This is a genomic window from Streptomyces sp. CC208A (assembly GCF_030010625.1).
In the GTDB taxonomy this organism is placed as follows: Bacteria; Actinomycetota; Actinomycetes; order Streptomycetales; family Streptomycetaceae; genus Streptomyces.
The window spans coordinates 1-1,183 of sequence record NZ_JASCXN010000101.1 but is presented as its reverse complement, the minus strand read 5'-3'; the positions used below and the strand labels follow the sequence as shown (position 1 = coordinate 1,183).

The 1,183-nt window shown below is 68.2% G+C and carries 1 protein-coding gene; it reads right to left on the bottom strand.

The genetic code is table 11. From position 1 onward, the window contains the following. Positions 1-1,172, bottom strand: a protein-coding gene (locus QK442_RS36150; RefSeq protein WP_282698379.1) for an IS3 family transposase whose coding sequence is annotated in 2 segments (ribosomal slippage) — positions 1-908 and positions 908-1,172 — 1,173 coding nt annotated over the 2 segments. Because the reading frame shifts where the segments join, the coding sequence is not laid out codon by codon here. This gene is flagged as partial in the annotation. Between the last annotated feature and the right edge of the window lie 11 nt (positions 1,173-1,183).

The window sequence follows — 1,183 nt, the reverse complement described above, 5'->3', positions numbered from 1 at the left end:
CTCCTGGCTCCGCCAGAAGGCTTGTTCGTACTCGGTCGGCGGAACGTAGTCGAGCGCGGAGTGCAGACGCTCCTCGTTGTACCAGGTGATCCACTGGAAGATCGCCTGCTCGACCTGGTCGACGTCCTTCCAGGGGCCCTGCATCTCGATCAGCTCGGCCTTGAAGGTGCCGTTCAGGGCCTCGGCCATCGCGTTGTCGTAGCTGTCCGCGACGGAGCCGACCGACGCGGAGGCACCGATGCCAGCGAGCCGGTCGGTATATCGAATTGATACGTATTGCGACCCGCGGTCGCTGTGATGTATCAGCCCGGAGTCCTTCTTGATCCGACGCCGCCACAGCGCCATCTCCAGGGCGTCCAGCGGGAGTTGTGTCCGCATGTGGTTCGCGACCTGCCAGCCGACAATCATCCGCGAGTACACGTCCAGGACGAACGCCACATACGCCCACCCCGACCAGGTGCGGACATACGTCATGTCCGCGACCCACAGCTGATCGGGCCGGGAGGCGGTGAAGTCCCGGTCGACCAGGTCCGGCGGACGCGGCGCCGACGGTTCCGGAATCGTGGTCCGACGCCGCCGGCCACGGATGACGCCCTCCAGGCCGAGCTCGGCCATCAGCCTCTCGACGGTGCAGCGGGCCACCCCGTGGCCCTTGCGCCGAAGCGCGCGGGTGATCCGGCGGGCGCCATAGGTGCCGCCCGACTCCGCGTGGACCTCCTCGATCAGCGGCATCAACTGCTCGTCGCGGAGTCGGCGGGCCGACTTCGGCCGCTTCTTGCGGGCGAAGTACGTCGACGGCGACAGCTCCAGCACCCGGCAGACGGGATCGACCCCGAGGCCCCTCTCGCGCAGGTGGTCGATCACCTGCTCGGCCTCGTCCGGGGACGGTCGATCTCCTGGGCAAAAAACACCGAGGCGGCTTTCAGGATCTCGTTCGCCCGCCTCAACTCCGCATTCTCCCTGCGAAGCTGCTTCAGCTCGTCGAGCTCGGCGGTGGTGAGCCGGTCGTCCCGCTCGCCGCGGTCGGCCTCGGCCTGGCGGACCCAGCCGCGCAGGGCCTCCTTGTGGATGCCGAGGTCCTTCGCGACGTGGGCGATCGGGCGGCCGGTGGTGCGGACCTCACGGATCGCGCGCTCGCGCAGTTCATCCGGGTACTTACGTGGTGCTGCCATCGTGCTGGTGG